Here is a 21,663-nt window from a genome sequence, read left to right on the forward strand (position 1 = left end):
TGAATCCGTGTTCAGTACAGGTGAAAGACAGAGCAAGCAATAATAATCAAGTCCCTATAATCACAAACACTACAATATAAGAAATCATTCCAAAGAGGGCGGTGGCTCCCATCCAGACAGCAACTATTAGCGCTGCCTGTTTTCCAGTCATATCCTCTCCTTCAAGGAATTCACTAAATTGTGACAGCATCTCAGGGGAACCCATCATGGTGATTCAACGGATTGGTTGAATAACAACGCCCAGAGACGCTCGAAGTGACTGGCATAGAACGGTGGGGTGTTCCCGGCGGGGAGGTAGAATCTTGGTTCAGTGTCGCTGCCTTGGTCATCGACACGGTATCTCTGTGCCATACTAACATGTACCGGCCGTGCCCGCATTGGTCTCTCTCTTAATCGAATAATCCATTTATATCGGGTCTGTGAGTGGCGTGACCAAAACACACTGTGTATTCAGCACGGCTTTGCCAACATCACCGATAGCTGATAGAAGTAACAGCGTTACGTTCGCACTCTGTACGTAACGACTCGAGCAGTTCGGATTCGCAACTCAAAGTAGATAAAGGAAATCGTACTCCCAGCGACTGCTCTCGACCGCTGCCCGAGGACGGACCACGAGAACGATCCCGGTGTTCGCGTTCGGCCGTCGAGCCGAACGCTTAGGGATCGGCGAGCCGACGATTTGGTATATGGATCACGAACGGCTACGGGCGGATATCCCCGCACTCGAGCGTGCCAGCTACTTCAACACTGGTGCGGGGGGTCCGAGCCCTCAACGGGTCGTCGAGGCGGCCGAATCGGCACTGGAGTCCCACGAGTACGAGGCGCCCGTCGAGGACGGAATGTACGTCGCGGCCGGGGAGAGCCACGACGCGACGAAACCCGCCGTCGCCGACTTGCTTGGCGCGAGCGAGGACGAGGTCGCACTTACCCAGAGCACGACCGACGGGATCAACCGGATCGCCGGCGCGGTCGACTGGAGCGAAGACGACGTCGTCGTCCGGACCGACCTCGAACACCCTGCGGGCATCCTCCCCTGGCGCCGGCTCGAGCGAGAGTACGGCGTCGAGGTGCGCGTCCTCGAGACCGAGGACGGACGGCTCGATCTCGACGACGTCAAGGCGGCCCTCGGGGACGCGACGCTGTTTGAGTTCAGCTCGATCACCTGGACCCACGGGACCCGGCTTCCGGTCGGCGAACTCGTCGATATCGCCCGGGACGCGGGCGCGGCGACGCTCGTCGACGCCGTCCAGTCGCCCGGCCAGACGGCCGTTGACGTCCGGGAGTGGGACGCCGACTTCGTCGTCGGCGCGGGCCACAAGTGGCTGCTCGGACCGTTCGGTGCGGGCTTTCTGTACGTCCGCGAGGGGATCGAGGACGCCTACGTTCCGAGCGCGATCGGCTACCGGAGCGTCGTCGACCCCAACGCTCCCGACTACGAGTACGCGCCCGGCGCGGGACGGTTCGAGGTCGGGACGACCACGCCCGCGACCGACGCCGGGCTCCGAGAGGCGATCGCGCTCCACCGGGAGCTGGGCGCCGACGCGATCGAATCCCGCATCGAGACGCTGACCGATCGCCTCAAAGCGGGGTTATCCGAGGAGCGACTGTTGAGTCCTCGTTCCTTCGAATCCGGGCTCGTGACCGTCGACGTCGACGATCCCGAGGCGACCGTCGAACGGCTCGCCGATCGGGATATCGTCGTTCGCTCGCTGCCGTACCCGGAGGCGATCCGAATCTCGGTCCACGCGTTCAACACGCGCGAGGAGATCGACGGCCTGCTCGAGGCGCTGTAGCGGTCACCCGAGGACGGCGTCGTCGGGGAACGTCTCGAGGGCGGTCTCGAAGAGGACGAGTCGTCGTAGGACGCGGTCGTCCATCGCTATCAGTGACGCGACGCCGTCCCGTCGCAGAGTGGTATTCACTGTCATCGCGGCCGATACGTTCGTTCGCGGTCGCTGACGTCCGCGTGGCCGGAGTCAGCGCCGAAGCGTCGACGCGAGTCGGCTCAGCCGGGACGGGACGGGCTCGTGGCGTTTCGCCAGCACGATCGTTCCCGCGGCGTGTCTCCCGACCCCTTCCGAGATCGTCCCCAGGAGCTTGCGTTCGAGGAACCCGCCGCGAGAGACGCCGAGCACCGTCAGGTCGTGCTCAACCGTTCGGTCGGTGATCGCCCCCGCGACGTCGTCGGCCTCGAGGAGCTCCCGTTCGACCTGATCGACGTCCTCGAACGCTCCGGCTCGCTCGGCGAGGACGGCACGGGCCTCCTCCCGGGAGAGCTCCGAGTCCTCGGACTCGAGGACGTGCAACAGCGTCGCCGCGGCGTCGTTCGCGCGGGCGATCGAGGCGCCCGCTTCGGCGGCGAACTCGTCGTGAGGACCGCCGACGACCGGGACGAGTACCGACTCGACGTCGGGCCGGGGCGTCTGGATGCGCTGGACGAGGACGTCACGGCCGGCGTCCCGAAGCACGGTGTCGAGGTGAGAGCCGAGGACGACGTTCTCCCGTGGCGGACGGCCGCGCCACCCCAGCAGGACCGCCTCGGCGTCGTACTTTTCGGCGGCGCCGACGATCCCCGTCGCGACGCCGCGGGCCATCCGGATACGCCTGTCGACGGGTACCCCCTGAGCGTCGACAGCCTGCACGGCGTCGTCGAGCATCGCCTCGGTTTCGTCCTCGAGGAGATACCGGTATCCGTCCTGCAGCGACAGCTGCGGCGGAACGGCGAGAACGTACACAAACAGGATGCGGTACGAGCGGTCGGTCGCGACGTCGATCGCGGTCCCGAGCTGTCGCTCTGCTGTCTCGGCGTTCGCGACCGGAACGAGCAGGGTCCCCTCCGCGCTCGAGGTGTCATCAGGCATGGCAACGCTCGACTCTACACGGACCCGCGGTATTACCGTTTTCCTGTCGCCCACGGACAGTAATCCGACGTTCGTCCGGAGACCGTTCGCTAGCGACTCGAGGAGCGCAGGCCTCCGTCCGAGGGACCGATTCTAGACGAACCGACGAACTACCGAACGATCGTCACCGGAACCGGCGCCCGACGGGTAACCCGCTCTGCCACGCTGCCGATCAGGATCCGCGAGACCCCCTCCCGGCCGTGGCTGCCGATAACGACGTGGTCGACGTCCTCGGTCTTTGCGTACTCGAGGATCGTCCGGGAGGCGCCGCCGACCTCGACGGCGGTCTCGAACTCGGTCGACTCGAGGACGCCGGCCGCCCGGAGCCGTTCGCGGGCGTCCTCGCAGAGTTCCTCGCCGCGCTCGCGGGCGTGGTCGAACGCCACGGGGTCGTAGTAGCCGCCCTCCGCGCCCGCGTACGATCCAGCCGAGGGGTCGACGACGTGGAGGACGGTGATCCGATCGCCCGCGTAGTTCTCGACGGCGTGATCGAGTGCGGCCCACGACGGCTCGGAGCCGTCTAGCGGAACGAGCACGTGACTCATACCCGGAACGACGGGAGCCGGACGGAAATCGTTTCGTGCGGTTCCCGGGACGGGAGAATCGGACGAGTCGGGGTGCGAGCCGACAGTTCGCTCGAGAAAACTGTCACCGAACGATGAACTACGGTTATGTGACCACCCGGCGTACGTCCGACGATGTTCGACAGGATCCTCGTTCCGGTAGACGGCTCCGAGCACTCCCGGCGCGCGCTGACGACCGCCGCGACCGAGTTCGAGACCGACGAGATCGTCGCCCTGCACGTCCTCGATCCGTTCCGTGTCGCCTCGACGACCGAGGAGGCGGTCTGGAACAGCGACTACATGGACGAGCGAGAACGAGAGGCCGAGGAACTGCTCGCGGAGTACGCGGAGCTCGGCCGGGAGTTCGACGTCCCGATCCGGACCGAACTCGCGAAGGGATCGCCAGCGCGGGCGATCGTCGGCGCCGTCGGCGACTTCGACGTCGACCACGTCGTCGTCGGCAGTCGCGGCCGCTCGGGGATCGGCCGCGTGTTGCTCGGCAGCGTCGCCGAGAACGTCGCGCGGCGGGCACCCGTCTCCGTGACGATCGTCCGCGAGGAGTGACGGGAGCTACGGCTCCGTGGGAACCTCCTTGCGCCCCGACAGCGTCTCGGGATCGAGCTGGAAGTCCCGAAACTCCAGCCCCTCGCGGGGCGTTTCGAAGACGTCGACCTCGGGAATCTCGATCCCCCACATCCCCTGGACCGTCGTCGAGTCGTACGACGCGTTCTCGACCGCCTCGAGCCGCCCCGTCGCGATCACGCTCCGCCAGCCGTCGTCAGTTTCCCGGTAGGTGACGAACGATACCGGTCGGTCGACGAGGTCGGCCTTTCTGCTTCCCGACGGTAGCGAGAGCCGGAAGTAAAACGCCTCGACGTCCGGGTTGTAGCCGTAGGAGACGGGTATCGAGGCGGGAACGGTGTCGGCGTCGGCGCCGAACGAGATGACGCCCGTCCCGCCCCGGTCGAGGAGCTCGTTTCGCTCGGATTCACTCAGCTGGAGCCGGCGTGAGTCTCGCATAGCCGACCCCACCACGTGAGCGAGGAAAACACCTCGTCTCGGAGATCCGAACGGTTCACTCGACGGGAACGCGGTCGCCCCCCTCGGGATTATTGTGTTCGCCGTCGACGGGAGGTGTATGACGTTCGTCGTCCCGTTCGACGGATCGGAGCTCGCGGCAGTCGCGCTCGTCCGTGCGGTCGAGTACGGAAGCGCCCTCGACGAGGACGTGACAGCTGTCAGCGTCGTCCCCGAGCGGAAACGCTACGCGAGGGAGAAGGGGTGGATCGACGACGAGGAGCCGTTCGATCCGGAACGCGTCGTCGCCGACCTCCGGGAGCGGGTGCTGGAGCTGGCGCCAGCGGCCTCGTTCGAGGCCGAGCGAATCAGGGAGTTTCCGCCCGAAGACCGCCTGGCGAACGACATCGAGCGGCTGGTGCTCGAGCAGGAGCCGAGTGTGGTCTTTCTGGGCAGTGACAACGTCGGCCGCGTCGTGACACCGCTGACGAGCGTCGGTGTCCACATCGCCGCCGAGGACGCCTACGACGTGTTCGTCGTCCGCCACCCGTCGCCGCCGATGGTCGCGGGGATCGAGTCCCATGAGTCGTTCTACGAGGAATCCTGATCGCCGACCGTCCGCACGGTCATCACCGGAACGCCCGCCGACGGTACCACGCGTTGGGAGACGCTGCCGACGACCAGTCGCTCGAGGTTCGACTTGCTCTCGGTGCCCATGACCAGCAGGTCGGTCTCCGTGGCGCGGTCGAGGATGACCTCGTCGGGGGCACCGTGAACGACCGTTCGCGACGCCTCGAGCCCGCGTTCGGCGGCTCGCTGTGTGACGGCCGCGGTTGTCTGCTCGCCGTGTTCCTCGAACCCCTCACGTAGCTCCGGCGTGTCGTCACTGACGTCGACGGCGTACAGCGCGTGCAACTCGGCGTCGAAGGCGTCCGCGACTCCGAGGGCGTGGTCGGTCGCGGCTTCCGAACCCGACCAGCCGTCGGTCGCCAGCAACACGCGCTCGACCGGTTCCGACCGTCCGTCCCACCCCGCGTTCGGCCCGACCGAGAGGACGGGTCGGCGAGCCTCCCGGATCACCTCGAGGGCGACACTGCCGAACAGTACCTGTCGGACGCCGGTCCGGCCGTGGGTGCCGACGACGACCAACCCCGCGTCGATCTCGTCGGCGGCGGTCCGGATCTCGCTCGCGGGGCGACCGGTGCGGACGATCGTCTCGGCCTCACAGCCCGCCTCGCGAGCGTCGGTCGCGATCGCCGCCGCGTCGGCCTCGCGGCGGTCGCGTTCGGCCGCGTCGCTTCCGTCCTCGGCTACCGACAGCACTCGTACCCGCGCTCCGAGCGTGCGAGCGAGCGAGACGCCAACCGTTCCCGCCGTCGCCGCGACGTCGCTCCCGTCGGTCGCGATGAGTACGTCCTCGTACATGGGCCGCGGTACGACGACCAGCGTCTTGAAGCTCCCTCTGCGTCGCGAGCGGGACCTGGCCCGACGACCACCCTGGGTGTGCCGCGGTCGTCGTCACCGAACCGTCAGAACCGGTCGCGTGGTCCGTCGCAGGACCCGGGCGGTCGTGCTCCCGAGGACGTCGCCCGTCGCGCCGCCACGTCCTCGCGTCCCCATCGCGACCAGATCGGCCTCGACCCCCTCGGTGTACTCGACGAGTTCTTCGTCGGGGACGCCCCGGAGGACGTCGGTCTTCACCGATAGCCCCCGCTCGCTGGCGTCCTCGGCGATCGACTCGACGGCGTTCCGTCCGCCCTCCTTCAGCAGGCCGACCATACTCCGGGTGGTGTCCTCGAGATCGTAGCTCGTCGTGTCGACCACGTAGGGAACGTACACCGAGGCGCCGTACGCTTCGGCGAGGTCGAGCGCGCGCTCGGCCGCCCGTTCCGCGGCGTCGCTCCCGTCGGTGGGAACGACGACACGATCGTAGGAGATCGCGTCGACGGCGGGGCCGTCCTCGTCGGGACGAACGGCTACCACGGGAGCGTCCGCCCGCGCGATCACGCGCTCGGCCGTGCTCCCGAGCCGGACGTCGGGTCGATCGCGGGTCGCCATCACGATCAGGTCGACGTCCTCGGCGGCCGCGTACTCGAGGACGACCCGATGCGGCGTCCCCTCGCGGACGGCGCGGCTCGCCTCCAGGTCGAGGTCGACAGCGCGGTCTCTGACCTGTGCGGTCGCTTGCCGACTTCGCTTTTCGGCCCGTCGCCGAAGTTCGTCGCGGCGCTCCTGGTCGAGCTCGACGGGTTCGCCCCCGGTTTCGACGACCGAGAGGGCGTGGACGGTCGCGTCGAACCGCCGCGCGAACGCGAGCGCCCGGTCGATCGCGCGTTCGGAACCTGGGCTACCGTCGATCGGAACGAGAATCGTCGAGTACATCCGAACCGCCACGGTGTACGTCGTCGAGACACAAGAAACGCTACCAGTCGATCGACGGTTCGTTCCCGTCCTGTCCCGGGCTATTTGCTCCGCGATCGAATCGGGGCTCACCATGTCTCACCCCAGGTTCGGCCACGTCGACCCCAACGACGACGAGCAAGGACGCCCCAGCAGCGACGTCGTCTACAAGCTCATCGCTGTCGAGCGCGACGGTGTCCTCGAGCCGAGCATGAAGCTCTCGCCCGGAAAGGTGACCTACCCCGGACAGAAGGAGCTCCACCGGATCGAACGGGACGGCGCGTACGTTCGTGACGTCCTCGCGAAACGCGACGAATCGGTCGCTGGCGAGTCACGTCTCGAGACGGTCGTCGAGGACGGCGCGATCGTCACGGAGTTTCCGTCGCTGTCGACGATCCGCGAGCGAACCCGACGGGAGCTCGAGCGCCTGCCCGAGCGCCACCGTCGGGTCAGGGAGCCGGACCGCTACGAGGTCCGGATCAGCACCGGACTCGAGGCGCTCAGACGGCGCACGGAACGGGAACTCACGGACCGCGAACAGTAGGGCGAGACCCACCACGACCAGTGTCCTCGGTCGCAGGGTCGTTCGCCCGAGATCGCCGGGACGGTGCGGTGTCGACGACTCGGATTCGATCTCGATGTCGCCGACCTGGGTCGACTCGTGGTACGTACAGATGTACGTCGTCATCTCCTCGGTCGCGGTGACACCCTCGAGGGTCGTCTCCTCGCCCTCCTCCTCGACGGCCTCGCTCTGGTAGTCGTCGATGATCTCGCCGTCCTCGTTCCGGATCTCCAGACTGTGGCGGATCCCGTCGGCGTTTACAGAGATTCGAGGAGAACGCCTACGACTTCAGTCGTGGGATGAATCCGACCAGACACGACACCATCCATCCTCCTCCGGACGGCCACCGACCCACGATAGCTACTGGATTCGTTGGCTTCCGGTCTTTCGACCGGTGACCTCCTCGATGTCGAGTTCGTACACCGACCACTCGAGTGCGTCGAGATCCTCGTCGAAGATCCGCGGTTTCCCGAACCGCTCGAGCATCGTCGCCTCGTCGAACGCCCCGAGTTCCTCGTCGGTCAGCTCGCGGATCGGGCCGACGGCGACGACGCTCCAGGAGTCGCCCGACGGCTCGTCGGCGTACAACAGGACGCAGGCCTCGGTCGTCGTCTCGAGGTACGACAGCTTCTTGCTCGCACCGTCGTCGGTGAGCCTGAAGTAGAGGGTCCCGTCCTCGTAGTCACACCCGACTGGGATCGCGTACGCCGCCCCGTCGTTTGCCAGCGCGAGGACGCCGGTGGCGGTCGTCTCGAGTGTCGCTTCGATCTCGGCCTCGTCCATTCCGAACGTGTACACGTACCCGATTCGATCGAGAGACATGCTCGATGTACGTGTGCCATGACTATGAATCGGCCCCCGAGAGTGTGTTTCTGCCGTGCGATCAGATATCCGAGCGGCGAAACACCAGCTGGCTGACGACGAGCAACGCGACGGTCATCCCGACGAGGACGGCGGCGCCGACGAGATCGTACGTCCCCTCGAGCAGGATCTCGTTGGGGTCATAGTACCGCATCGGCGCGATCGCACCGAACGCCTCGGCGTCGGTTTCGGCCAGCAACGACTCGGCGAGAAACAGCGCGAACGTGACCGCCAGCGCGACCCGCTGGGCGATCCCCACGCGGTCGAAGACGACCGAACACAGCAGTCCGATCCCGGCACAGGCAAAGAGGTAGGGGATCGACAGCAGGTGGGCGGCGACGATATCGCCGACGGCCAGCGGTTCGTCGATCAGTCGGCTACCGACGAGCAACACCGGCGGGGTCAGGAGGTTGACGACGAGGATCGGAACCGAGAGGGCGAAGAACTTCTCGGCGACGAGCCGGGCGCGGGAGATCGGCATCGCCAGCAGCGTATCCATCCGCCCCCGGTCGACGTCGTCGGCGATCGCGCCCGCGGCGGCGTAGGCGACGTACAGCCCGAGAAGGACGATCCAGCCGAACGTGTACAGCTCGAACGCGAGAAACCCCTCGAGCGACGCCATCGTCTCGATGCGAAACACCTGGAGCATCTCCTCGGGGTAGGCCTCGAGCAGCTCGTCCCCGCCGAGGGCGTCGCTAAAGGAGGGGTACACCCAGACGACCAGCGCCGCAAGCAGCGCCATTCCGATCGAGAGGTAGACGCTCCCCTTGAGCCGATTTCGACCCTCGTAGCGGGCGATCTCAAACATCGTCCTCACCACCGTAGAACCGCATGAAGACGTCCTCGAGGGGAGCTTCCTCGACCGCGAGGTCGATCAGCTCGTGGTCGGAAAGTCCCTCGAGGACGGCGTTGATGTCGCCAGTGAACGTAAAGACACACTCGGTAAACGCCGTCGACGGGTCGGCGTCGGCGTTCGAGACGCTCGTCTCGAGGTCGTGAACGCCCGCTCTCTCGAGGATGTCGATCGGGATCGGGTCGGCGCTGCGGATCCGGATCACCTTCCCGCTGCGTCGCAACAGGGCGTCGACGGGCTCGATCGTGACGAGTTCACCCTCGCGGATGATTCCGACCCGATCGCAGAGCCGGCGGACCTCGCTCAGGTTGTGCGAGGAGAAAAACACCGTCACGCCCTGCTGGCGTTCGGCCCGGAGGAAGTCGGCGAAGCGCTGTCGCATCAGCGGGTCGAGCCCGTTAGTCGGCTCGTCCAGGATCACCAGCTCGGGATCGTGCATGAACGCAGTCACGATGCCGAGCTTCCGGGCGTTTCCCTGCGAGTACTCGCGGACGCGGCGATCCAGCGGCGGATCGAACAGCTCGAGCAGTTCCTCGCGCCGGCTGTCGCCTTTGATCGAGGCGTGGAGATTGAGGATGGCGTTTCCCGTCATCCCCTCGTCGAACCCGGGCTCGTCCGAGAGGTAGCCGATCCGCCGTTTGGCCTCGAGCAGCGCGGACTCGTCGGTGACGTCGCGGCCGAGCACCTGGGCGGTGCCGGCGGTCGGCGAGATGAACCCGAGGAGCAGCCGGATCGTCGTCGTCTTCCCCGCGCCGTTGGGACCGAGGAAGCCGAAGATCTCGCCCGTTTCGACGGTAAAAGTCAACGCGTCGTTCGCGACGACCTCGTCGTACTCCTTGGTGAGCCCCTCGAGTTCGATCGCGGTCATACCGAACGGTACGGTTGCCGTGGATATAGTAGTGGACGAACAGTCTTGAGATCCGATACGATCGGGAGGCGGACGCGGGAGCGTTCTGCGATTCTTGCAACGTCGCGCCGGCCCCGGTTGCTCGCTGCGGGAGCGGGATCGCAACGAACCGAATCGTTCGTCGGTTCGTACGGACTGATATTTCGCCCCGTTTGCAAGGAGTACAATACCGAGAGGGAAGTCTCGCTCTCGGGCGTGTCGAGCGCGCGAAACGCTCCCGTTACAGAGATGGAAGAAGAAAGTCGACGAACGACAGCGAGCCCCGGTGCCGGGCGGAGTCGGCCGTCGGCGCGAACAGCCGGTCGAGCGCGGCGCCGTCGATGGCTTCGTACAGCGGCGTCTCGAGGTCGGTCGGGTCGACGCCCTCCGCGTCGGCGACCGCCTCGACGACGCGGACGCTGGGCGCACGAACCGCGGTCCCGCCGGAAGCCGCGTCCGATCCCGACATCAGATCAAGAGCTGGATGTCCGACTCGGCCATATGCTGGAGCGCCGTCGCCGCGCCGACGCCCGTTGTGACGCCGTCGTAGAAGTCGTCCTCGTCGTACTCCATCAGTTCGACGGTCATCTGACAGGCCTGCAGCTCGACGCCGCTTTCCAGCGAGAGCTCGATCAGTTCCTCGATCGTCGCGGTGCCGTTGTCGTCGATTCGCTTTCGCATCATCCGCGTCGCCATCGAATCCATCCCCGGCAGCGCAGCCAGCGCGTTCGGCAGCGGCATGTTGGGGTTACCGACCGCGCTCAGTTTGAGGTCCCGAGACTTCTCCTCATGGAGAATGTCGAGTCCCCAGAACGTGTGGAAGACGATGACCTCCCAGCCGAAGGCGGCCGCCGTGCTCGCGAGGATCAGCGGCGGGTACGCCATATCGAACGATCCCTTGGTCGCGACGATCGTCATCTTCTTCTGATCGTCCTCGACCTCGGTCTCGAGACCTGCGACTTTCTCCTCGAGCTCCGCGATCCGGGCCTCGAGATCGGCCTCACTCATCGGTTCGCCGTCCTCGGTTGGCGTGGTTGATTCCGTGCTCATCTCAGGCCGTCTTCTTCACGTAGTGGGTGTACAGCTCGTCGTCCTCGACCTGCTCGAGGAGTTCGACGCCGTTGGTGCCGTCGGCCCAGCCCTGGATGTCGCTCACGCTGCCCGAATCGGTCGCGACGACTTCGAGGACGTCACCCTCTTCGAGGTCGTCGATCGCCTGCTTGGTCTTGACGATGGGCATCGGGCAGGACTGTCCTTTCACGTCGAGGGTCTCTGTTGCGGTAGGGGTCGAGCTCATAATGATATCTATGCCCTGTATTGGAGCTGCTACACAATATCCTTTACGGTCGTAAAAGCGCACCGATGATTGTAGGTGACGCAAACATCCGTCCGCCGCCAACTCTGGCAGAACCGACTCCTATCCGATTATTCACCCTTTTCCGTCGTCAGGGAGGAGTCCGCGTTACGAGCCGGTCTTTGATATTGTGTAGAATTAGAAAAACTATGCGAATTCTTATGTGGGGTCGGACTGTACCGGATGTATAGAAATGGACGATATGGACTTTCCCACACCGGATGCGTCGGTCGAGTCGGTCGCGCCGAGCGAGCTGAAGGCTCGCATCGACGCGGGCGAGGACGTGACCCTTCTCGACGCCCGTATGGAGAGCGACTACGAGGAGTGGCGCATCGACGGCGATACCGTCGAATCGGTCAACATCCCCTACTTCGAGTTCCTCGACGAGGAGATCGACGCGGACGTCCTCGCGACGATTCCCGACGACCGCGAGGTGACGGTCCTCTGTGCGAAAGGTGGCGCCAGCGAGTTCGTCGCGGGCGCGCTGAAGGATCGCGGCTATGACGTAAACCACCTCGAAGAGGGGATGCACGGCTGGGCGCGGATCTACGAGGCCGTCGAGGTCGAGCGCTACGACGGCGCAGGGACGCTGCTGCAGTACCAGCGTCCGTCCTCGGGCTGTCTCGGCTACCTCGTCTACGACGACGGCGAGGCGGCCGTGATCGACCCGCTGCGCGCGTTCACGGAACGGTACCTGGACGATGCGGCTGCACTCGACGTCGAACTGCGATACGCCATCGACACGCACGTCCACGCGGACCACATCTCGGGCGTTCGCGAACTCACAGAGGAGGGCGTCGAGGGCGTCGTTCCCGACGCGGCGGTCGACCGCGGCGTCACCTACGCCGACGAGATGACCCTGGCCGAGGACGGCGACGAGTTTCAGGTCGGCTCGGCGACGATCGAGGCCGTCTACACGCCTGGTCATACCTCCGGGATGACCTCGTATCTGATCGACGGCAAGCTGCTCGCGACCGGCGACGGCCTGTTCGTCGAGAGCGTCGCCCGACCTGACTTAGAGGAGGGTGCCGAGGGCGCCGAGGACGCCGCCCGGAAGCTCTACGAGACGCTCCAGGAGCGCATGCTCACCCTACCCGAGGACACCCTGATCGGTGGCGCTCACTTCAGCGATTCGGCCGTGCCCGCCGAGGACGGCACCTACACGGCACCGATCGGCGAGCTTCGAGAGCAGATGGACGCCCTGACGATGGAGGAAGACGAGTTCGTCGAGTTGGTTCTCTCGGATATGCCGCCCCGTCCGGCCAACTACGAGGAGATCATCCAGACGAATCTCGGCCAGCAGTCGGTCGACGACGAAGAGGCGTTCGAACTCGAGCTCGGCCCGAACAACTGCGCCGCCAGCCAGGAGTCGCTGGCCGGTGACTAACCCACTCGACCAGCCGAATGGGAGCTGAACTCATCGCACCCGCACTGTACGAGACCCTGTTTCCCGCCGGGATCAGTCGGTACGCCGTCGGCGGACTGCTCGTCGGCCTCGGCGCCGTCGTCATCTACATCGGGACCGGCATTCCGGCCGGCGCGAGCACGTTCCTCGAGTCGACGCTGTCGTACGTCTCCGAGGAGTCGCGGTTCCAGCGCTACGTCGGCTCGCGGGACTGGCGAGTCGTGTTCACGCTCGGGATCGTCGGCGGTGCGGTGATCTACGCGCTTGCCTTCCAGTCGGGACTCGTCTCGAGCGGCCTCTACGAATCGGGAACGACCGGCCAGCTGTACGACGTCGGCGGGCTGACGCTGTGGCTGACCGGCGTCCAGCCCTGGCGGCTGTTCCTCGGGGGCGTCCTCGTCGGGATCGGCACGCGGATCGGCAAGGGCTGTACCTCGGGCCACGGCGTCTGTGGTGTCGGCTCGGCATCGAAGACCTCGATCGTGGGCGTGATCACGTTCCTCGCGGTCGCGATCGGGACAGCTCAGGTCGTGATGGCATTGGGGGTGAGTCCATAACCATGGCGGACCGACACCCGCTGTTCATGCCGCTGATCTTCGTCGGCGGGCTGCTCTTCGGGTTCGGGCTCGGGTTCAGCCACATGGCCCGTCCGGAGGTCGTCCTGAACTTCCTGCAGTTCGAGGACTTCGGACTGCTCTTTGTCATGGGCGGCGCGGCGGTCGTCACCGGTCTGGCGTTCGCGCTCGTGCCGCGGCTCCGCGAGCGGGCGCCGCTGACCGGCGACACGTACGGTCGACGGCTGAAGTCGTTCGACCGCAACGTTTTGATCGGCGGGGCGATCTTCGGCGTCGGCTGGGGGCTGTCGGGGATCTGTCCCGGCGCGGCCTACGCCAGCCTCGGCGTCGGCAACGTCACGATCCTGTGGGCGCTAGCGGGGATGTTCGTCGGCGCCTACGTCCAGGGGTACTGGCGCAGCCAGCGTACCGCGTCCGAAACCTCGCCCGCTGGCGCCGACTGATCGGTTCGGTCGTTTCGTCCGTGGGTCCCGTACCGATACTATTGTTCGGCGTCGTCTCGGTTCCCGAACGCGTTCGTTCGGAGGGTTTCGCAACTATTAGGCACTCGAGCGACCAACCGAGGGCTATGGAAGATCGATTTCTCCGGGCGGCCCGTGGCGAACGGACCGACCGGCCACCGGTATGGATGATGCGACAGGCGGGCCGGTACCTCCCGGAGTATCGCGAGCTGCGCGAGGACTACTCCTTTCTCGAGGCGATCTCGACCCCGGAGATCGCCACCGAGATCACCCTCCAGCCCTGGGAACGGTTCCGACCCGACGGGGTCGTCATGTACTCCGATATTCTCACCGTCCTCGAGCCGCTCGGCTTTTCCTACCACCTCGAGTCCGGCGTCGGCCCGGTCGTCGAGAACCCCGTCGCGTCCCCTGCGGACACCCATCGGGAGCGTGGCGACGTCGAGGACGAGCTCCAGTACGTCGGCGAGCTGCTCGAGCGACTGACCGACGAGCTCGGCAAGCAGGCGGCCGTCCTCGGCTTTACGGGTGGCCCGTTCACGCTCGCGGCCTACGTCTGCGAGGGAACCCCCTCGCGGACGTTCATGGACGTCCGTCGGCTCCGTGCGGAGCACCCGGAGGCGTTCGAGCGGCTGCTGCGGGCGTTTACCGACGTGATCGTCGACTACGTCCGCTACCAGGTCGAGTCGGGGGCGGACGCGATCCAGCTGTTCGACACCTACGCTGGGCTGCTCTCGCCCGCCGACTACCGGCGCTTCCTCCTGCCCCTCCACCGGGAGATCGTCGACGCCGTCGACGTCCCGACGATCGTCTTCGTCCGCAACGTCAGCGGCAACCTCGATCTGCTCGCCGACACCGGAGCCGAAGTCATCGGCCTGGACTGGACGATCGAGCTCGAGGACGCCCGCGAGGAACTGGGCGACGCGGCGATCCAGGGGAACCTCGATCCCGCCCTGCTGTACGGCGATCCCGAGACCGTCAAGGAGCGAACCCGAGACGTTATCGCGGCAGCGGGCGAGTCGGGCCACATCCTCAACCTGGGCCACGGCGTCGACCGGAACGTTCCCGTCGAGAACGTCGAGGCGTTCTTCGAGGCGGCGAAATCGGTCTCGCGAGGGAAGTGAGAAGAGTCGCGACGCGTCGACCGCCCTACTGGGGCGGCAGTCCCGCGTTGTAACAGTACGTGCCCGGCTCGGACCGACACTCACACTGCCGGAGCTGGTAGTACGACGGCTCGAACCCCGAAAGGAACGGCTCGACGGTGTCGGCAAGTAGCGTCGCGAACCGCGGATCGTCGTGGGGGACCGGGACCCGGTGGAGCTCGAGGCCGGCCTCGGCGGCGTCCTCCTGCAGGTCGACGTCGAGTTCGACCAGCGTCTCGGACTGCTCGTGCATGAAGCTCATCGGCTCGACGACGACCCGTTCCGCCTCGCCCGCGAGGCCCTCGACGACGTCCTCGGTGTCGGGCTCGGTCCACTCGATCCCGCGGTTGGCGTGGTTCTGGTAGCCGATCTCGTAGTCGTCGATCCCGATCATGTCGGCGATCGCCGAGGCGTGTTCCTCGACGTACTGGTCGTACCGGCTCCCTTCCTCGAGATACTTCTTCGGGGTTCCGTGGGCCGAAAAGACGAACGCGGTGTCGGGATCGTCGAGGTCGACGCCCTCCTCGTCGACGAACTCGCGGATCCCCTCGGCTCTGAGCCGGTTGTACGCCGGCACCCGGTGCCAGCCCGTGATCGCCGTGAACTCGGGGTCATACCCCTCACGGTCCTCGATCGCGTCCTCGAGCGAGTCGATCGCGGCGACCGTCGTCGAGGGGCCACACAGCGGGTAGATCGGCACGGCGATCACCGAGTCGATCCCGTCCTCGGCCAGCGTCGCCGGGAGGTCGGTGATCAGCGGCTCCATGAACTGCATTGCGTGGTAGACCGACACCTCGTGGCCCCGCTCGGTCAGGGCGTCCTCGAGGGCGTCGGCCTGGGCCGTCGCCTGCTCCTGGAGCGGCGAGCCGCCGATCTCCTCGTACTCCTCCATCAGGCTCGGCAGCCGTCGCTCGGCGAGCTCGCGGGAGCGCTCCCAGGCCGCGTCCTCGGAGTCGGCCTCCTCCAGATCGGCGTTGTCGAAGAAGATCCGGGTGAGGTAGTCACGGACCGTCTCGCGGTCGGGTTCGGCCGGTTCACCGAAGTTCAACAGCACGACGGCGGTTTCCATGCGCGGCCGTTAGGACGGGGGTGGTATATGTACTTCGGAGCCGGAAGTCGGTCCAGCCGCGTTCGACGCTTGCGCGCCCGAACCACCCACTATTCGGCGGGTGTCGGCTCGCCAGCTAGCTCGTCGGCGAGGCGATTGGCGCTCCGGATCCGCCCCGGAATCCCGGGGCGGTCGACGAAGTTCGTACAGAGGTGGACCCCGTCGGGAAGCGCGAGGTCGTCGGTGGCCCGCCAGGAGCGGTCGTACGCCGGCATCCCCGGCTCCCAGCGGTGGACGTGGATCGGCGTCGCCGGCGCGCCGGTGATGCGCTCGAACTCGGCGGCCCCGACCTTCCCCAGCTCCTCGTCCGTGGCCTCGGTCAGCGCCGGGTAGCCCAGCTGGTCGACGTAGCAGGTGAAGATCCCGTCCCGATCGAGGAAGCTCGCGTTCCAGGTGAGGCCGCTGATCTGTGCGTCCGATCCAGGTGGGATCAGCGTACCGATCCCGGTGCCGTCGAACGAGGACTCGAGGAACACCATCCCGATCGGGTTGTAGTTAAACCGCCGCAGCGTCGCCTCGAGGTCGGCGTCGATCGGCGCGAGCAGGTCCGCACACGTCGGCGCCGGGGTCGTCAGGACGACGTCGTCGACGTACTCGCTCCCGTCGGCCGTCCGCAGCTCGTACCCGTCCTCGCGCTCGCGGATCGCCTCGACGGGCGTCCCGAGGCTGATCGCGTCCGCGTGGGCCTCGTAGAGCCCGTCGGTCAGCTCGCCGAGGCCGTCCTCGAAGGTACACATCGGCGGCGACTCCCGTCCCTCGCGGAGTTTTCGAGCGACCCACAGGAGAACGCTCCCGTCGATTCCGGCCTTCTCGAGGACGCGACCCAGCGAGTACTCGACGAGCATGTCTCGGGGATCGGTTCCGTACAGTCCGCTGTACAGCGGGCCGAGGTAGCGACGGGCCGCCTGCTGGCCGAACTTTCGAACGAGGAAGTCGTCGACGGTCTCGTCCGGTTGCTGCGGGTCGGTGAGCGGCTCGAGGAGGATCCGGAGCTTGCCCAGCGGACCGAGCAGGTCGGTCGTCACCGCCTCCCGGACCGACAGCGGCGCCACCTTCAGCTCGCCGTCGTGGTAGACGTAGATCGGCTGGTCGTCGTCGCCGAACTCGAGTCGGTTGCCGAGCCCGAGATCGTCGACGATCGACTCGAGCCCCGGGGTCAGTCGAAGCCGCTGGGGGCCGAGTTCGAGGACGTGCTCGCCGACCCGTCGGCTCTGTACCACTCCGCCGGGGGTCTCGCGCGCCTCGAACGCCGTCACGTCGACGTCCCGCTTCGCGAGCGCGTGGACGAGCGAGAGCCCCGAAATCCCTGCTCCGACGACACCGACTTTCATCGGTGGTCCTTTCGAGCGGAGCCTTTTCGGTGTATCGTCACGCGATCGGCGGTGGTACTCGGTCGCTCGATCAGCGATTCGAGGGTCGCCCGGTCCTGGGCCCCGAGCAGCCGCTCGACCGGGTCGCCGTCCGCGTACAGCACGAGCGTGGGGACGCTCCGAGCGCCGAGTTGCTGGGCCAGCCGCTGGTGGGCGTCGACGTCGACTTTCGCGACGGCAGCGTCGGTTTCGGCGGCCAGCGCCTCGATCGTCGGCTCGAGCATCTTGCAGGGGCCACACCAGTCGGCGTAACAGTCGACCAGCACGACGTCGTGGCTGTCGACGACGTCCCGGAGGTGTCCCTGCCCCTCGATCGCGATCGGCTCGGCCGACGTCGCGGCTCCGTCCTCGCTCGGGTCGCCGCCGTCCTCGAGGCACCGTTGCAGTTCCCGTTTCTTCCGTTCGCGGATCCGCGCTCGCTCGTCGGCAGCAGTGTCGCGCATCGTCGAACGACGGTACGCGCTCGTCAGGAATAACGGCTGTGTGGGAACCAGACAATACGGAAGGCTCGTAACCGACGTTCGATCGGCGATCGGTTCTCGGCTCGTCGGCAGCAGCCCCCTTCGGGATATTTCCTTCGACGGTTCCGGTTCGGAGGGAGCTCGTGGCCGTGCTTATCGTCTACAACACCGTACGTTCGAGCGTGATCGACCGATGACGACCGCACGCGAGATGACGACCGCACGCGACCGAACGGGGACCGCGAACCGGGCGCTCGAGGAACTCCGCGAACGCTACGCCCGCGGCGACATCGCCACGGAAGAGTTCGAGTGACGACGACGGACGCTCCGGAGGGACGGAGAGTGAGAGCGCTCGAAACCGACGCTGTCCCATCCCGAGGACGTCGCCGTGCGTCGTCCACTGACGAATACTTATTCGATCGACGGTACGAGTAGTAGTATGGAGACGTCCTCGAGCGCGGTTTCGGCCGCGTCAGACCGGTCGGCGGAACCGGCGGAGCGACCGGTCGTCAGACGGCAGGCGGCGTTCGTCGTTCTCACCTTTTTCGGGATGGTGAGCGGGCTGCTCGGCGGGTGGATCGGCGCTCCGGCGTCGTTCGTGTGGGGTAGCTACGCGGTCGCGTACGTCTTCGGCGGCTGGTACGGGCTCAAAGAGAGCGTCACGGCGATCCGGGAGCCCGCAGTGGAGATCGACCTCCTGATGATCCTCGCGGCGCTCGGCGCGCTGTTTATCGGCGCTCCGTTCGAGGGCGCGATGTTGCTGTTTCTGTTCTCGCTGTCGGGCGTCCTGGAGGAGTACGCCATCGGCCGCTCGCGAACCGCGATCAGGTCGCTGATCGAGATGCGTCCGGAGGCGGCCCGCGTCCTCCGTGACGGCACGGAAACGACGACCCCGATCGACGACGTCGAGGTCGGCGACGTGTTCGTCGTTCGTCCCGGCGATCGACTCCCACTCGACGGCGTCGTCGAGTCCGGCGAGAGCACGGTCGATCAGTCCTCGCTCACCGGCGAGTCGGTACCGGTTTCGAAAGCACCCGGCGACGAGGTGTTCAGCGGGACGATCAACGAGACGGGGAGTCTCGAGGTGCGGGTCACCCGCGAGGCCCAGGAGTCGGCGATTGCTCGACTCATCAACATGGTCGAGCAGGCCCAGGAGAAGCGGGCACCGACCCAGCAGCTCATCGATCGCTTCGAGCAGCCCTACGTGATGAGCGTCCTGGCGCTGACCGCACTCGCGATCGTGCTCCCGACCGCACTGCTGGATCACCCGTTCGACTCGACGTTCTACCGCGCGATGACGCTCATGGTCGCGGCTTCGCCCTGTGCTGTCATCATCTCGACGCCGGCGGCGGTGCTCTCGGCGATCTCCGCCGGCGGCCGACAGGGCGTCCTGTTCAAAGGCGGCGAACACATCGAGACGGCGGGTAACGTCGACGCCGTCGCCTTCGACAAGACCGGGACCCTGACGGAGGGCAACACCCGGCTGACCGACGTGGACGCTCGCGAAGGCGCGGCCACCGACGGCGGCTCGGGCGACGTTGTAACGGCCGCGAGCGGGTTCGACGCGGGCTCCGAGGACGGACTGCTGGCGCTTGCGGCCGCCGTCCAGTCGCGGTCCGAACACCACCTGGCCGAGGCGACCGTCGATGCCGCCGAACAGCGGGGTCTCGAGATCCCCGCCGCGACCGGGTTCGAAGCGGTCGTTGGCAAGGGCGTCCGCGCGACCGTCGAGGAGCGCACGCTCCACATCGGGAACCCCCGGTACGTCCGGACCGAGCTGGAGGGACGATCGATCGCGGGTCTCGAGGACGGCCTCGACGCCGTCCGCGAGCTGGAAGCCGACGGGAAGACGAGCGTCCTCGTCGTCGAGGAAGCCGACGAGCAGCTCCGCGTCCTCGGCTGGCTCGGCTTTAGCGATACGATCCGGGCCGACGCGGCCGAGACCATCGAACGGCTCCGCGAGCGCGGCGTCGAGCAGATCGTCATGCTCACGGGCGACAACGAACGGGTCGCCCACTACATCGCCGAGGAGCTCGGGATCGACGAGGTGTACGCGGAGCTGCTCCCCGAGGAGAAAGTCGACCACATCGAGGCGCTCCAGCAGCGCCACGAGGCCGTCGCGATGGTCGGCGACGGCGTCAACGACGCGCCCGCGCTCGCGACGGCGGACATCAGCGTCGGGATGGGTGGCGCGGGAACCGATGTGGCCCTCGAGACGGCCGACATCGTGCTCATGTCGGACAGGCTCGATCGGCTGCCCTACGCGTTCGCGCTCAGCAAGGAGACGCGACGAACGCTGTATATCAACTTCGCCATCGCGTTCGGTGCGATCGCGATCATGGTGACCGCGATCCTCACGGCCGGGATCCCGCTGCCACTCGCCGTGGTCGGCCACGAGGGCTCGACCGTGCTGGTCAGCCTGATCGGGCTCCGGCTGCTCCGGTTCGATGGATGACCGGCGATCCTGACGACCGGTGAGGACGCAAGCGGACCGTCCACGGCGCGAGCCGACCGTCGCCGGAACGGCCGTGCAGGGATGAAAGCTATCCGCCCGCCCGTCGGACGGTAGTGTGAGGCGATTCCAATGGTGACCCAAATGTCCCCGAACGAGCTCGCCGACCTGCTCGACTCCGGCGAGTCGTTCACGCTCATCGACACACGTCCCGAGGACAGTTACGAGGGGTGGCGTATCCACGGCGCCGAGAACGTTCCGTTCGGTCCCGGCGACTCGCTCACGGACGATCAGCTCGAGCGCATCGGCGACGGTGACGGCGACTCGCTCGTCGCGATCTGTGGCAAGGGGCTGACGTCGACGCCGTTCGCGTTCGAGCTGCAACAGGCGGGCTACGACGACGTCTCCGTCGTCAAGGGTGGGATGGAAGACTGGAGCAAGGTATACGAGGTCGTTCCGATGGAGACCGGGAGCGACGACCTCGTCGTGGTCCAGCTACAGCGACGGTCGAAGGGCTGTCTCAGCTACGTCGTCGGCTCGAAATCCTCGGGATCGGCCGCCGTCGTCGACCCGACCCGCCAGACCGACCAGTTCAAGATCGTCGCCGAGGAGGCGAACCTCACCATCGAGCGCGTCCTTGATACGCACGTCCACGCCGATCACATCTCCGGCGGCCGCCAGCTGGCCGACGAGCTCGACGTCCCCTACCACCTCGGCGAACACGCCGCCGATCGCGACGTCGCCGACGAGTTCGAACCGCTCGCGGACGGCGAGACGATCGACGTCGGCGACGTCGAACTCGAGACGCTGTACGCGCCGGGACACACGTCCGATATGGTGAACGTCCTCGTCGAGGACGAGGCGTTGCTGACTGGCGATACACTGTTCGTCGAGTCGGTGGGCCGAACGGAGCTCCAGTTCGGCGACGACGAGACGGAAGGCGCCTCGAGGGGCGCCGAACTGCTCTACGAGACGCTCCACGACACCGTCCTCGAGCTCCCCGACGAGACGCTGATCTGTCCAGGCCACGTCTCGGTCTCGGCGGACAACCGCTACGAGGTCCGTTCGCCCGGCGAGCCGATAGCCGAACGGCTCGGAACGCTGCACGACGAACTCGAACTCCTCGGGCTGAGCAAAGACGAGTTCGTGGAGCGGCTGACCGAGAACGCGCCCGACAAGCCCCCGAACTACGAGCGAGTCATCGAGATCAACACGGGCAGAGACCCCGTCGACGACGAGTCGGAGGCGACGGAGCTCGAACTCGGGCCGAACAACTGCGCGGCCTAGCGGTCGTTC

Annotated in this window: 26 protein-coding genes and 1 pseudogene; 10 read left to right on the top strand and 17 right to left on the bottom strand. The window is 66.6% G+C overall.

Annotation, left to right across the window (positions count from 1 at the left end):
- Nucleotides 1-46: 46 nt before the first annotated feature.
- Nucleotides 47-205 (bottom strand): hypothetical protein, encoded by a 159-nt coding sequence (locus NATOC_RS22505; RefSeq protein ID WP_169330931.1) that lies wholly within the window; start codon nucleotides 203-205, stop codon nucleotides 47-49.
- Nucleotides 206-686: 481 nt separating this feature from the next.
- On the opposite strand from NATOC_RS22505, the gene NATOC_RS17530 reads away from it, so the two are divergent.
- Nucleotides 687-1,793 (top strand): aminotransferase class V-fold PLP-dependent enzyme, encoded by a 1,107-nt coding sequence (locus tag NATOC_RS17530; RefSeq protein WP_015322819.1) that lies wholly within the window; start codon nucleotides 687-689, stop codon nucleotides 1,791-1,793.
- A 3-nt stretch (nucleotides 1,794-1,796) separates the two neighbouring features.
- Here the strand turns inward: NATOC_RS17530 and NATOC_RS23105 are convergent, their stop codons facing one another.
- From NATOC_RS23105 to NATOC_RS17540, 3 genes are all read right to left on the bottom strand, one after another.
- The gene (locus tag NATOC_RS23105; RefSeq protein WP_015322820.1) at nucleotides 1,797-1,928 is read right to left on the bottom strand and encodes a hypothetical protein; all 132 of its coding nucleotides are present in this window, start codon (nucleotides 1,926-1,928) and stop codon (nucleotides 1,797-1,799) included.
- Between the two features lie 48 nt (nucleotides 1,929-1,976).
- Nucleotides 1,977-2,861 (bottom strand): universal stress protein, encoded by an 885-nt coding sequence (locus NATOC_RS17535; RefSeq protein WP_015322821.1) that lies wholly within the window; start codon nucleotides 2,859-2,861, stop codon nucleotides 1,977-1,979.
- Nucleotides 2,862-3,010: 149 nt separating this feature from the next.
- Nucleotides 3,011-3,445, bottom strand: coding sequence for a universal stress protein (locus NATOC_RS17540; RefSeq protein WP_015322822.1), 435 nt, complete (start codon nucleotides 3,443-3,445; stop codon nucleotides 3,011-3,013).
- Nucleotides 3,446-3,598: 153 nt separating this feature from the next.
- On the opposite strand from NATOC_RS17540, the gene NATOC_RS17545 reads away from it, so the two are divergent.
- Nucleotides 3,599-4,027 carry a universal stress protein gene (locus NATOC_RS17545; RefSeq protein ID WP_015322823.1) on the top strand — a complete coding sequence of 143 codons (429 nt, stop codon included), beginning with the start codon at nucleotides 3,599-3,601 and terminating at the stop codon, nucleotides 4,025-4,027.
- Between the two features lie 6 nt (nucleotides 4,028-4,033).
- Here NATOC_RS17545 and NATOC_RS17550 read toward each other — a convergent pair whose 3' ends face one another.
- The gene (locus tag NATOC_RS17550; RefSeq protein ID WP_015322824.1) at nucleotides 4,034-4,483 is read right to left on the bottom strand and encodes a pyridoxamine 5'-phosphate oxidase family protein; all 450 of its coding nucleotides are present in this window, start codon (nucleotides 4,481-4,483) and stop codon (nucleotides 4,034-4,036) included.
- Nucleotides 4,484-4,601: 118 nt separating this feature from the next.
- Here NATOC_RS17550 and NATOC_RS17555 point away from each other — a divergent pair, with 118 nt between their 5' ends.
- Nucleotides 4,602-5,087, top strand: coding sequence for a universal stress protein (locus tag NATOC_RS17555; RefSeq protein ID WP_015322825.1), 486 nt, complete (start codon nucleotides 4,602-4,604; stop codon nucleotides 5,085-5,087).
- Here NATOC_RS17555 and NATOC_RS17560 read toward each other — a convergent pair.
- Nucleotides 5,072-5,905, bottom strand: coding sequence for a universal stress protein (locus NATOC_RS17560; RefSeq protein ID WP_015322826.1), 834 nt, complete (start codon nucleotides 5,903-5,905; stop codon nucleotides 5,072-5,074). The genes NATOC_RS17555 and NATOC_RS17560 overlap by 16 nt on opposite strands.
- Nucleotides 5,906-5,998: 93 nt before the next feature.
- Nucleotides 5,999-6,862: a universal stress protein gene (locus tag NATOC_RS17565; protein WP_015322827.1), complete on the bottom strand. Its 864-nt coding sequence runs from the start codon at nucleotides 6,860-6,862 to the stop codon at nucleotides 5,999-6,001.
- 112 nt (nucleotides 6,863-6,974) lie between these two features.
- Here NATOC_RS17565 and NATOC_RS17570 point away from each other — a divergent pair, with 112 nt between their 5' ends.
- Nucleotides 6,975-7,424 (top strand): hypothetical protein, encoded by a 450-nt coding sequence (locus NATOC_RS17570; protein ID WP_169330932.1) that lies wholly within the window; start codon nucleotides 6,975-6,977, stop codon nucleotides 7,422-7,424.
- Between the two features lie 78 nt (nucleotides 7,425-7,502).
- Here NATOC_RS17570 and NATOC_RS22920 read toward each other — a convergent pair.
- The 7 genes and pseudogenes from NATOC_RS22920 to NATOC_RS17600 form a co-directional block, all read right to left on the bottom strand.
- Nucleotides 7,503-7,703: pseudogene (locus NATOC_RS22920) on the bottom strand (PKD domain-containing protein); the annotation flags it as partial.
- Between the two features lie 99 nt (nucleotides 7,704-7,802).
- The gene (locus NATOC_RS17575; protein WP_015322828.1) at nucleotides 7,803-8,264 is read right to left on the bottom strand and encodes a pyridoxamine 5'-phosphate oxidase family protein; all 462 of its coding nucleotides are present in this window, start codon (nucleotides 8,262-8,264) and stop codon (nucleotides 7,803-7,805) included.
- Between the two features lie 61 nt (nucleotides 8,265-8,325).
- Nucleotides 8,326-9,111 carry an ABC transporter permease subunit gene (locus tag NATOC_RS17580; protein ID WP_015322829.1) on the bottom strand — a complete coding sequence of 262 codons (786 nt, stop codon included), beginning with the start codon at nucleotides 9,109-9,111 and terminating at the stop codon, nucleotides 8,326-8,328.
- A complete protein-coding gene (locus NATOC_RS17585; RefSeq protein WP_015322830.1) occupies nucleotides 9,104-10,024 on the bottom strand; it encodes an ABC transporter ATP-binding protein in 921 nt (306 codons plus the stop codon). Before NATOC_RS17585 ends, NATOC_RS17580 begins: the two co-directional genes overlap by 8 nt.
- Nucleotides 10,025-10,283: 259 nt before the next feature.
- Entirely contained in the window at nucleotides 10,284-10,511 is a 228-nt protein-coding gene (locus tag NATOC_RS17590; protein WP_015322831.1) for a HalOD1 output domain-containing protein, read from the bottom strand.
- Entirely contained in the window at nucleotides 10,511-11,092 is a 582-nt protein-coding gene (locus NATOC_RS17595) for a DsrE/DsrF/DrsH-like family protein (RefSeq protein WP_015322832.1), read from the bottom strand. The genes NATOC_RS17590 and NATOC_RS17595 overlap by 1 nt, the downstream gene beginning before the upstream one ends.
- Before the next feature lies 1 nt (nucleotide 11,093).
- Nucleotides 11,094-11,339 carry a sulfurtransferase TusA family protein gene (locus tag NATOC_RS17600; RefSeq protein ID WP_015322833.1) on the bottom strand — a complete coding sequence of 82 codons (246 nt, stop codon included), beginning with the start codon at nucleotides 11,337-11,339 and terminating at the stop codon, nucleotides 11,094-11,096.
- 250 nt (nucleotides 11,340-11,589) lie between these two features.
- On the opposite strand from NATOC_RS17600, the gene NATOC_RS17605 reads away from it, so the two are divergent.
- The 4 genes from NATOC_RS17605 to hemE all read left to right on the top strand — a co-directional run bounded on the left by NATOC_RS17605 (nucleotide 11,590) and on the right by hemE (nucleotide 14,958).
- Nucleotides 11,590-12,783, top strand: a complete 1,194-nt coding sequence (locus tag NATOC_RS17605; protein ID WP_015322834.1) for an MBL fold metallo-hydrolase — start codon at nucleotides 11,590-11,592, stop codon at nucleotides 12,781-12,783.
- Nucleotides 12,784-12,800: 17 nt separating this feature from the next.
- Nucleotides 12,801-13,358 carry a YeeE/YedE family protein gene (locus tag NATOC_RS17610; protein ID WP_015322835.1) on the top strand — a complete coding sequence of 186 codons (558 nt, stop codon included), beginning with the start codon at nucleotides 12,801-12,803 and terminating at the stop codon, nucleotides 13,356-13,358.
- A gap of 26 nt (nucleotides 13,359-13,384) precedes the next feature.
- Nucleotides 13,385-13,819: a YeeE/YedE family protein gene (locus NATOC_RS17615; RefSeq protein WP_049888967.1), complete on the top strand. Its 435-nt coding sequence runs from the start codon at nucleotides 13,385-13,387 to the stop codon at nucleotides 13,817-13,819.
- A gap of 125 nt (nucleotides 13,820-13,944) precedes the next feature.
- A complete protein-coding gene (hemE, locus tag NATOC_RS17620; protein ID WP_015322837.1) occupies nucleotides 13,945-14,958 on the top strand; it encodes a uroporphyrinogen decarboxylase in 1,014 nt (337 codons plus the stop codon).
- A 25-nt stretch (nucleotides 14,959-14,983) separates the two neighbouring features.
- Here hemE and hemH read toward each other — a convergent pair whose 3' ends face one another.
- The 3 genes from hemH to NATOC_RS17635 form a co-directional block, all read right to left on the bottom strand.
- Nucleotides 14,984-16,045 carry a ferrochelatase gene (gene hemH / locus NATOC_RS17625; RefSeq protein WP_015322838.1) on the bottom strand — a complete coding sequence of 354 codons (1,062 nt, stop codon included), beginning with the start codon at nucleotides 16,043-16,045 and terminating at the stop codon, nucleotides 14,984-14,986.
- Nucleotides 16,046-16,134: 89 nt separating this feature from the next.
- Nucleotides 16,135-17,415 (bottom strand): protoporphyrinogen oxidase, encoded by a 1,281-nt coding sequence (gene hemG, locus NATOC_RS17630; RefSeq protein ID WP_015322839.1) that lies wholly within the window; start codon nucleotides 17,413-17,415, stop codon nucleotides 16,135-16,137.
- Entirely contained in the window at nucleotides 17,412-17,897 is a 486-nt protein-coding gene (locus NATOC_RS17635) for a thioredoxin family protein (RefSeq protein ID WP_015322840.1), read from the bottom strand. Before NATOC_RS17635 ends, hemG begins: the two co-directional genes overlap by 4 nt.
- 457 nt (nucleotides 17,898-18,354) lie before the next feature.
- Between NATOC_RS17635 and NATOC_RS17640 the strand changes: the two genes are divergently transcribed.
- Together NATOC_RS17640 and NATOC_RS17645 are read left to right on the top strand one after the other, a co-directional pair.
- Complete coding sequence (locus NATOC_RS17640; protein WP_015322842.1) at nucleotides 18,355-20,370, top strand: heavy metal translocating P-type ATPase; 2,016 nt, start codon at nucleotides 18,355-18,357, stop codon at nucleotides 20,368-20,370.
- Between the two features lie 129 nt (nucleotides 20,371-20,499).
- Nucleotides 20,500-21,654, top strand: a complete 1,155-nt coding sequence (locus NATOC_RS17645; RefSeq protein ID WP_015322843.1) for an MBL fold metallo-hydrolase — start codon at nucleotides 20,500-20,502, stop codon at nucleotides 21,652-21,654.
- Nucleotides 21,655-21,663: the final 9 nt, after the last annotated feature.

Source organism: Natronococcus occultus SP4, assembly GCF_000328685.1.
Taxonomy (GTDB): Archaea; Halobacteriota; Halobacteria; order Halobacteriales; family Natrialbaceae; genus Natronococcus; species Natronococcus occultus.

Excerpts from the sequence above, each read along its gene's own strand:
- NATOC_RS17585 (WP_015322830.1), bottom strand. The coding sequence starts at position 10,024 with ATGACCGCGATCGAACTCGAGGGGCTCACCAAGGAGTACGACGAGGTC.
- NATOC_RS17615 (WP_049888967.1), top strand. The coding sequence starts at position 13,385 with ATGCCGCTGATCTTCGTCGGCGGGCTGCTCTTCGGGTTCGGGCTCGGG.
- NATOC_RS17570 (WP_169330932.1), top strand. The coding sequence starts at position 6,975 with ATGTCTCACCCCAGGTTCGGCCACGTCGACCCCAACGACGACGAGCAA.
- NATOC_RS22505 (WP_169330931.1), bottom strand. The coding sequence starts at position 205 with ATGGGTTCCCCTGAGATGCTGTCACAATTTAGTGAATTCCTTGAAGGA.
- NATOC_RS17550 (WP_015322824.1), bottom strand. The coding sequence starts at position 4,483 with ATGCGAGACTCACGCCGGCTCCAGCTGAGTGAATCCGAGCGAAACGAG.
- NATOC_RS17635 (WP_015322840.1), bottom strand. The coding sequence starts at position 17,897 with ATGCGCGACACTGCTGCCGACGAGCGAGCGCGGATCCGCGAACGGAAG.
- NATOC_RS17595 (WP_015322832.1), bottom strand. The coding sequence starts at position 11,092 with ATGAGCACGGAATCAACCACGCCAACCGAGGACGGCGAACCGATGAGT.
- NATOC_RS17530 (WP_015322819.1), top strand. The coding sequence starts at position 687 with ATGGATCACGAACGGCTACGGGCGGATATCCCCGCACTCGAGCGTGCC.
- hemE (WP_015322837.1), top strand. The coding sequence starts at position 13,945 with ATGGAAGATCGATTTCTCCGGGCGGCCCGTGGCGAACGGACCGACCGG.
- NATOC_RS17545 (WP_015322823.1), top strand. The coding sequence starts at position 3,599 with ATGTTCGACAGGATCCTCGTTCCGGTAGACGGCTCCGAGCACTCCCGG.
- NATOC_RS17555 (WP_015322825.1), top strand. The coding sequence starts at position 4,602 with ATGACGTTCGTCGTCCCGTTCGACGGATCGGAGCTCGCGGCAGTCGCG.
- NATOC_RS17605 (WP_015322834.1), top strand. The coding sequence starts at position 11,590 with ATGGACGATATGGACTTTCCCACACCGGATGCGTCGGTCGAGTCGGTC.
- NATOC_RS17575 (WP_015322828.1), bottom strand. The coding sequence starts at position 8,264 with ATGTCTCTCGATCGAATCGGGTACGTGTACACGTTCGGAATGGACGAG.
- NATOC_RS17580 (WP_015322829.1), bottom strand. The coding sequence starts at position 9,111 with ATGTTTGAGATCGCCCGCTACGAGGGTCGAAATCGGCTCAAGGGGAGC.
- NATOC_RS17590 (WP_015322831.1), bottom strand. The coding sequence starts at position 10,511 with ATGTCGGGATCGGACGCGGCTTCCGGCGGGACCGCGGTTCGTGCGCCC.
- NATOC_RS17565 (WP_015322827.1), bottom strand. The coding sequence starts at position 6,862 with ATGTACTCGACGATTCTCGTTCCGATCGACGGTAGCCCAGGTTCCGAA.
- NATOC_RS23105 (WP_015322820.1), bottom strand. The coding sequence starts at position 1,928 with ATGACAGTGAATACCACTCTGCGACGGGACGGCGTCGCGTCACTGATA.
- NATOC_RS17600 (WP_015322833.1), bottom strand. The coding sequence starts at position 11,339 with ATGAGCTCGACCCCTACCGCAACAGAGACCCTCGACGTGAAAGGACAG.
- NATOC_RS17535 (WP_015322821.1), bottom strand. The coding sequence starts at position 2,861 with ATGCCTGATGACACCTCGAGCGCGGAGGGGACCCTGCTCGTTCCGGTC.
- hemH (WP_015322838.1), bottom strand. The coding sequence starts at position 16,045 with ATGGAAACCGCCGTCGTGCTGTTGAACTTCGGTGAACCGGCCGAACCC.
- NATOC_RS17640 (WP_015322842.1), top strand. The coding sequence starts at position 18,355 with ATGGAGACGTCCTCGAGCGCGGTTTCGGCCGCGTCAGACCGGTCGGCG.
- NATOC_RS17610 (WP_015322835.1), top strand. The coding sequence starts at position 12,801 with ATGGGAGCTGAACTCATCGCACCCGCACTGTACGAGACCCTGTTTCCC.
- NATOC_RS17560 (WP_015322826.1), bottom strand. The coding sequence starts at position 5,905 with ATGTACGAGGACGTACTCATCGCGACCGACGGGAGCGACGTCGCGGCG.
- hemG (WP_015322839.1), bottom strand. The coding sequence starts at position 17,415 with ATGAAAGTCGGTGTCGTCGGAGCAGGGATTTCGGGGCTCTCGCTCGTC.
- NATOC_RS17645 (WP_015322843.1), top strand. The coding sequence starts at position 20,500 with ATGGTGACCCAAATGTCCCCGAACGAGCTCGCCGACCTGCTCGACTCC.
- NATOC_RS17540 (WP_015322822.1), bottom strand. The coding sequence starts at position 3,445 with ATGAGTCACGTGCTCGTTCCGCTAGACGGCTCCGAGCCGTCGTGGGCC.